Source organism: Bifidobacterium saguini DSM 23967 (genome assembly GCF_000741715.1).
GTDB lineage: Bacteria > Actinomycetota > Actinomycetes > Actinomycetales > Bifidobacteriaceae > Bifidobacterium > Bifidobacterium saguini.
The window spans coordinates 349,782-357,566 of the sequence record NZ_JGZN01000007.1; the positions used below are offsets into that span (position 1 = coordinate 349,782).

5 protein-coding genes are annotated in these 7,785 nt (G+C 59.5%); 1 reads left to right on the top strand and 4 read right to left on the bottom strand.

All coding sequences use genetic code 11. The features are described from left to right. Nucleotides 1-14: 14 nt before the first annotated feature. Nucleotides 15-1,052, bottom strand: coding sequence for an alpha amylase C-terminal domain-containing protein (locus BISA_RS05995; RefSeq protein ID WP_152597141.1), 1,038 nt, complete (start codon nt 1,050-1,052; stop codon nt 15-17). Here BISA_RS05995 and BISA_RS06000 point away from each other — a divergent pair. After that, nucleotides 1,039-1,521, top strand: coding sequence for a DUF3459 domain-containing protein (locus BISA_RS06000; protein WP_051917365.1), 483 nt, complete (start codon nt 1,039-1,041; stop codon nt 1,519-1,521). The two genes, BISA_RS05995 and BISA_RS06000, sit on opposite strands and share 14 nt — an antisense overlap. Nucleotides 1,522-1,601: 80 nt before the next feature. On the opposite strand, the gene malQ is transcribed toward BISA_RS06000, so the two are convergent. The 3 genes from malQ to BISA_RS06015 form a co-directional block, all read right to left on the bottom strand. Further along, complete coding sequence (malQ, locus tag BISA_RS06005; protein WP_033890757.1) at nt 1,602-3,881, bottom strand: 4-alpha-glucanotransferase; 2,280 nt, start codon at nt 3,879-3,881, stop codon at nt 1,602-1,604. Nucleotides 3,882-4,061: 180 nt separating this feature from the next. Beyond that, the gene (locus tag BISA_RS06010) at nt 4,062-5,054 is read right to left on the bottom strand and encodes a class C sortase (protein WP_033890829.1); all 993 of its coding nucleotides are present in this window, start codon (nt 5,052-5,054) and stop codon (nt 4,062-4,064) included. 160 nt (nt 5,055-5,214) lie between these two features. Beyond that, entirely contained in the window at nt 5,215-7,158 is a 1,944-nt protein-coding gene (locus BISA_RS06015; protein WP_033890758.1) for a SpaA isopeptide-forming pilin-related protein, read from the bottom strand. Nucleotides 7,159-7,785: the final 627 nt, after the last annotated feature.

A 7,785-nucleotide genomic window follows, 5' to 3' on the forward strand; every position in this document is an offset into this window, starting at 1 on the left:
AAGTTGAGCGTGTCTCACTCAGGTTTTACGAGCGACTTCCGCACGCGCCCCGCAACAACAATCAGCAGTACCACCCCGGCCATCACCAACACCGACAATCCCGCGGAATGATTGGCTTCGTCGATTGCTTCGACCGTCTCTTCATCCATCACCATTTGCGCATGATCCGCAGGCTGCGCGCCCACCATCGCCGCAGCGCTGGAGACGAACCAGTCCGGATCGGCCGGGTCGGTACGTTGCCCGCCCAGCCAGGCGCCGCGCTCCGCACCCACATGTATGGCGACCGCCGACCCCGCAGGCAACGTGGCCTCGAAAGTGCCGTCCGACTTGACGGAAACCGCGGCGGAGCAGTCGCCGGAGGCATACACATTGCAGTACACCCCGGCTGGCAACGAGGTAGAGAACGTGCGCGTAACCGATGTATCGCTGTTATTGATTGCCAGATAGCCCACACCGGCACCGGCTTTGCCGCGGCCAAAACCAACTACGTTCTCGCCGTATTCCTTCCAGTCCGTGACTGCCGTGCCGGCCACGGCATTGTGGAAGCCAATCATGCCGCGAATGACGGTCCATCGTTGCGTGCACTGCCAGGTTCCACTCGACTCAGTATTCACCGATTCGCTCGAATCAGCTGATGGACAAGTCATATCCGGCACTGCATCATCAGTGGCGCCGGGCGCACCATCGTCGGCATTACTGAAGTAATACCCAGAGAACACATGCGGCTGACCGTACCCGTACGCCAGCAGGAAAGCGTTGGCCAGCAGGTATTGTGCGCCATCCTTATAGGTCAAAGCGCTGCCGTTGCGCTCGGTGTCCCAATTCGTCACCCATACGGCGGCTTTGCCGGACGGCACCCAGCTCGCGCTGGACCCGATACCTTCCAAGCCGAAGCTAGCGGAATTGATGTCGCCATCGAACGCCTGCTTGAGGCGCGCATTGACGTTAAATTCAGAAACCTTGCCGGTGGCGAGGTAGCGCGCGGGCTGGATTTCCTTGGCTTCCGAAGCGCTGCCGATCACCTCCTGCTCGAAGAAGATGCTGCCCGCCAAGGAAGGCGGCTATGTGCGCACCGGCAGCCGCACACCAATGCAGTGGGATGCGGCGGCGGCGAGCGCAGAGGCGCTGTATCTACCGGTTGATTCGGCTGCCGACGCACCGACTGTCGCTGAGTCAATGGCACGCCCGGATTCGCTGTGGCACTGGGTGCAACTAATGCTCAAGCTGCGCGCCGAACATCCTGCTCTGGGCTCGTACGCTTCATTTGACGTGGCTGCTGCGCCAGCGGACGGCCGCGCGTTCGCTTACGTCCGTTCGGCAGTCGACGCTGCTGAATCATTGCTGATTGCGATGAATCCGGGACGTGACAGCGAAATCATCGATGTTCCGGAAGCATATGCAGTCGGCGCAGTACCATTGGTCACCTTTGGTTGGGAATCGGCTGCCGATGTGTGCGCCACTGCATCCGGCGCGACGCTGCTGCTGCCGCCGCAGTCATTCGTCATCCTCAAAGCAGCCTGATCATCAGCAAGAATAAAGCCTCTTGGTTTCCGGAACCAAGAGGCTGTACTTGTGATGCAAAAGGGCCCTCGCCGCAGTCGCTACTGGCGTTCGCCGCGCATTACCGCAGCCAGCGACTGTACGCGCGGCAGGTCGAACACCTCGTTGGACAAGACCACATGCCCGTCTTCATCGGCCAGCGGCACACGCCAGTTCGAGTATTCGCTGGACGTACCCGGCTGGTTCTGCGAACGCGTCTCGCCCACGCCGTCCACCAACGCGGCCTGCAGCAGTAGCGACGGCGTATCTGTCAGCATGGCGTGCATCGCCTCAACAATTTCCTGAATATGGGCAGGCACATCGTCGGCAACCGACTGGCTGATGTAGCCGCTCTCCACCAAACGGTTCATCATGGCGGTGCGTTCGGCCAACGCGGATGCCGCAAACTCCTCAACCGGCTCACTGAGCAGATGCAGCTGCTCGCGCAGCTTGACGTGCTCGAACGTCAAATAGCCGGCGGTCGGCGGCAAATCATGCGTAGTGACCGAAGCGAGCGCCTGCTTGCGATATTCTTCCGGCCCCTTGTATGGGTCGCCTGCATTCGGGGAGTCATTCTCACGGGAGAACCATTCGACATCCGTGCCGAGCACACCACGTTCGGCAAGAATCTGGCGCACGTAATCAGGCACGGTGCCCAGATCCTCGCCCACGACCATGCCGCCGGCGCGCGTGGCCTCAATGGCAAGCACGCCAAGCATGGCTTCGTGGTTGTACATCACATATGCGCCGTTGCGCGCACCCAGCCCCTGCGGAATCCACCATAGGCGGAACAGGCCAAGCATATGGTCGATGCGCACCGCGCCCGCATGTTCATACATGGAGTGCACCATCTCGCGATATACCCGGTATCCGGTGGCTTCCAAATAGCGCGGATTGAACGGTGGCTGCCCCCAATCCTGGCCCTGCTGGTTGTAGAAGTCCGGCGGACAGCCGACGGTCACACCGCCGGTTGCGAAACGCTCGGGGTTGGCCCAAGCATCCGCACCAAGACCATGCACGCCGACCGCCATATCCTGCATAAGGCCAAGTGCCATGCCACTTTCCGTGGCTGTTTGCTGGGCAGCAGTCACTTGCTCGGCAGCAATCCATTGCAGCCAACGATTAAATTCGAACAGGTCATAATGGGCGGCGACCAGCTCCCGCACAGCCGGATCGTCAATGGTTTTCTCGAAGAACCAGCGGTTCTCGCCCCACGGCGCACCCCACACCTCGAAGCAGAGGCACCATGTGGCGAAGGAGTCGAGGTCCGGGCCTGCAGCGGCCTTGAAGGCCTCGAACTGCTGTTCGCGTTCGGCGCTGCGGCCAGCGTCGAAAATCAGGCGCAGGGCCGGACGCTTGGCCTCCCATGCCGCATTGATGTCCATTGGCGTGGATTCCTCGTTGCGGTATGCCACCGAATCGTGCAGGGCGTCGACCTTCGCACGGGTTTCGGCGCTCAATGTGGCATATTCCGGGATATCTTGCGGACGTATGTAGGTCACGTTGAGGAATCGGCGAGACTCCGGCAGGTATGGCGAAGGCTCCAGTGGTGGGATTGGAGCACCGGCGTGAATCGGGTTAATGAGCATAAAGTCCGCGCCGGTTTTGCGCGCCGCGTCGGCGAGCATGCGCTGCAAATCGCCGTAGTCGCCAATACCCCATGATTCATGCGAGCGCACAGAATACATCTGCGCCATCCATCCCCAGCGGTGGCGTTCCTGCACCGCTTCGGGCACGGGGATGCGTTCGGGAGCATTGATGATGGTGGCGGTGCCCGTGCGGATGCCTGGAACCGCGGCCGTGGGAGTCGCGGCGGCATCATCAGGTGTAACGACGGTGGCCGTCAGCGTGTGGTAGCCCATCGGCAGGTCGTCGCCGAGCGTCAGCACTGGACGATCGGAATTGAAGCTCGGCAGTACGGTGAAGTCCGTGAATGCAGAACCATCTTCAAGTGTGATGCTGACGTTCACATCCGCATCGGAAGCGCAGTTCAGCTCGACGCGGGTCTGCTTACCAACAACCCCCACAATGGTGGGCGGCAGCAGTTGTGCGCGTTCGGAGGCTTCGAGATTCTCAATGGATTGCGTGACTGCCTGGGGAGTCGAGGCATCTACATTGAGCGCCTTAAGCACGGCGATAAGAGCTTCATCGCTGATTTCGGTGTAGGTGCCGAGCTGGTCGATGAAGGAGGTGGCCAGACCGGACGCTTTGGCGAGCCTGATCAGCGGGCGGGCCAGTCGCGCCGCGCTTTCTGTGCGCTGGGATGATTGCGTTTCCCCATCCGCACTTGCTTCTTTGGCTACCGCAGCGGCGGCGTTGCCGTTACTCTGTTCATCTGTCATCGCAGACTCCTTATGCACTCTATGATTGCCTACCGTTTGCATTACTGTTAAGAAGCCGCTCTACGTTGAGTTTCCAGCAGTCTTATAAGCCAATGCTTAAGCCATTTATCCCTTACAGTAGCCCAAATTGACAACGATTGCAAAATATCGGTGCGTTGACCGCATTGCCCACTCAGACAGCTACATGCGGCGGGCAGCGTGCCGCGCTTGAGACGAGGAGGCAAGGCCGTTACCGCGACTCTTACGAGTACGAGCACGACGGCGAAGCAGTACCACGGCGATAATCACCAGCACAACAGCGGCAATGCCTCCTAACGCCAGCCATGTGGTGTTGAGGCCGTGCACATCATCGGGCGCGGGCACCTCGTTAGGGATTTCGGCACGCACAGCGGAGACCAACAGTCGATGCGAGTTGACGCCGTAGGGCGTGCAGGTCATCAGGGTGACGCGGTCTTCGCCGGGCGTGATGCGCAGTTTGCTGGAATCACTGGGCTCAATCACGGTGATGCGGTCGATTTTGTAGCCGAGGGTTTCGCCCATGACGTCGATATAGAAGGAGTCGCCGACCCTCAATTCGTCAAGACGGGTGAACAGCAGCGATCCGGGCAGTCCGCGGTGTCCGGTGATTACGGAATGGGTGGATTTGCCGCCTACTGGCAGCGAAGTACCATACAGATGGCCAGCCCCCGCGGCCAGAGCGTCGTCGCTGGTGCCGTGGTAGATGGGGAGGTTCACGTCGATTTCGGGGATGCGGATGGATCCCATCACGCCTTGGTCCGCGTCGAGCAGACTCTGGTATTCAGAGTCTTTGGCGGCTAGGGAATCGTCCGCGTCAGAGGTGGTGGATTGGCCGGCGTTGCTGGTGAAGGGGTCTTGGACCTCGCCGATGGTGGTCTGCCCGCTTGCGGCAAGCCTCTGATTGTAGGCGCGCGCGGCTTTGAGCTTGTTTTCAGCCTGTGGATACGGCCAGCTGGCGACCTCGCTTTGCGTCTGTTGCACGGTATTGTTTTGCCGGTATTCGTTGATGGCGCGCATTACGAACGGAGTGGTGATGATGGCCAGCCCGATCAGCAGGAATACTACGGACAGGACGCTGAACAGCAGGGAGCCTTTATCGCGACTTGTGTTGGCCTTGTCGTCGCGACTGTTTGCGCTTGCGACTGCTGCGGCCATAATCATCACCTCCTTTGGCGTTACTTGAAAGATTATTGATGACTGCGAATATGAGAGAACCTCTGGCGCGCGCCGCCACTCGGGAGAGGAAGCAGCGCCGCGCGCCAGAGGCGGGAATGATGCCGACGGAGACTCCGCCAGCATCATTCAAGGATTCACGTCAGGCCTTGCGGCGAGCGCGAAGGGCGAAGAGACCACCAGCGGCGATGAACATGGCACCGGCCGCGATAATCAGCACGAGGCCTGCGCCACCGGTCTTCGGCAGCTCAGTGATGTTCTTGGCGTTCCAGATGTTCAGGGTCTTGCCGTCCGTCGCATCCTTGGTAACGCGCTCATCGACATTCTGCGGGAGATTCAGAGCGACACGCTCAATGGTCTTGTGGCCATCGACATTCGTGGTATCCGCAGTCGCTTCGATGGTGAAGGTGAACTTCAGCGGGTTGGCGGTGGTGTAGCCAGCCGGAGGTGCGATCTCCTCGACCTCGTAGGTACCGGAGTCAAGGCCTTCAACCGCGATGTTGCCGTTCGAGTCGCTCACGAAGACACCAGCAGTGGTGCAGGTGTTATTCGTGATCTGCGCGGCGGTGCAAGCCGTGGGCTTGGTCTTCTCGTACTTCCAACCGGACTTGTCGGTGGCGGTGTTGGTGTACGTGCCGAGGTACTGGCCGTTGTTGGAGGTATCCGCCCCAGCCTTGATGACGAACTGGGCGCCGGGCAGCTTGGTGCCGGCCTTGTCGGTCTTGTGGATGCTGAACTTGTAGGCGTAGACCGGAACTTCCTTGCCGGGAACCTTGTGGGCGTCGCTCACGCTATCCGGCTTGTTGGAGTAGCGCAGGTCGTCGCGGTTCCAGTTCTCCAGCGGGTCGGTGGAGTTCGAATCAGAGATCTTCGCGTTGGCGTTCAGCTTGGCTTGGAAGATCACGGTGACGGTAGCGCCTTCGTCAATACCCTTAGCAACGGAAGTCACATCATCGGACGTATCGACAGTATCACTGCCAAACTTGTTCACGTACTTGGCGAGGTCAATGGTGGTCACGTGGCCGTTGGTGTACTTGGTGTCGGTGCCGGCGTAATCCTTGACGGATACGGTGTAGTCCTTATCGTACTTAAGCTCGGTGGTGCCGACCTTAACGGACACAACCGGGTCAGTGCTCGTGACCGGATCAGCGACGGTCAGCGACTTATCCGCGGTATCAATGATCTGGAAGACGCGGGTCTTACGAGAGGTCGTGCTCAGCGTCGGGTCGATGTCGTAGCCGGTGAAGGTCGGGATCTTGGAGGTCAACTCATAGGTGACGGTGTCGCCCACCGCGTAATCGGGCTTGGTGTTGTCCTTATACGTACCATCGGTCTGCTGGTCAACGAGCTTCTTGTCGATGGTCGGAGTGGTGTTCTTAATGGCGATAGTGCCCCAACCGGTCTTACCCACAAAGCTAGTCGGCGTGATGATCGGGATGGAGTTGGTCTCTTCCTTGGCCGTATCGTCGGATGTGGCAGTGGTATCCTTCAGCAGCCACAGGCCCTGCGGTACGTTATTGTTCGGAGTGTTATTGGCATCAGCAGTGAAGGTCTTATCGGCATTGGCTGTAATCTGCGCAGACAGCGCCTGAGCGAAGGCGCGCAGCGTGGAGCTGTCACCACCCCACGGGTCCACGGTCTCACTCATCGAAGTGCCGTTGCCGTCCTTGAACGCCACATCCGCCAAGTAACCCATCGGGTTGTTGTCGGCGCTGTTTTCAGCAGTGAAATAGTTCTTATCCGCGGCGTAGCCGGTGTACAGGGTCTTGGTACCAGTGGCGGAAATGGCACCGTTATCATCGAGCTTGACCGCCTTCATCGCGTTTTCAATGTCGGTGACGCGATTATTGATGGTGTCGATCTGGAAGCCGTTGATCGTACCACCGTCATCCTTGGTGATATCAGTCAACTTGGCGAGACGCCAACCGCTGAAGTTGTGCGTGGTCTTGGCATCGGTGATGGTGATCGTGCCCTTGGTCGGATCGGTGTCCGCCGCATAGGCGGAGGAGGCGCCGAGCGCGAGGCCGGCGACGGCGACGCCCAGAGCCGCAGCTCCGGAGATCGCCTTCTTGAACAGGGAGTTCATTGTTGTTCCTTTCTCTACTCCTGTGTAAAAGTTGTTGAGCTTGCAATGAGGTTTAGGATGCTTACAACGCGGTTATGACTCGGCGTTTTCCTCCCCTCGCCAACGGATGATGATTGACGGACACCGGCGGCAATAAAGCCGGCACGCGTATCCGCACGGGCTTCTGCGCCCCTCTTCACTTCAGCGGCTTCTCCGTTGCGGCCTGACCTGTTTCATGGCGTGCTGTTCGTTCAGTTGTAATCGTGCTGCGCCGTTTGCACTTTTCCCAGGCCTACAGCACGCCGGTCAGCTGGTGCATAGCTCAGCGTCGAGGGTTATGCACATCGCTTGGTGTGTTCTGTGTTTTCAGGAAATCTTGCATTCGTTTGCTTTCAGATCAATGGCATTGTCTGCAAGATATCCACCAGAAAAAGTGGCCTTTCGCTGTTTGGTGTGGGTGAGTGGGTCGGGGGGGGTGGTGGTGCTGGTCGGGTAGTTTGGGGGTATGGATACCACGTCGTTGTTCACCGCCGCCCTGCAACTGCCTGACCCGTGGAGGGTGTCGGGCGTGGAGTTCCGTGACGAGGAGGACGGCAGACGGGAACTGCATATCGCGATCGGGTTCGCGGCGGGTTCGCGGTTCCCGTG

Bases quoted from the DNA above. Each gene is read 5' to 3' on its own strand.
- BISA_RS06010 (WP_033890829.1), bottom strand. From the start codon at position 5,054: ATGGCCGCAGCAGTCGCAAGCGCAAACAGTCGCGACGACAAGGCCAAC.
- BISA_RS06000 (WP_051917365.1), top strand. From the start codon at position 1,039: ATGCTGCCCGCCAAGGAAGGCGGCTATGTGCGCACCGGCAGCCGCACA.
- BISA_RS06015 (WP_033890758.1), bottom strand. From the start codon at position 7,158: ATGAACTCCCTGTTCAAGAAGGCGATCTCCGGAGCTGCGGCTCTGGGC.
- malQ (WP_033890757.1), bottom strand. From the start codon at position 3,881: ATGACAGATGAACAGAGTAACGGCAACGCCGCCGCTGCGGTAGCCAAA.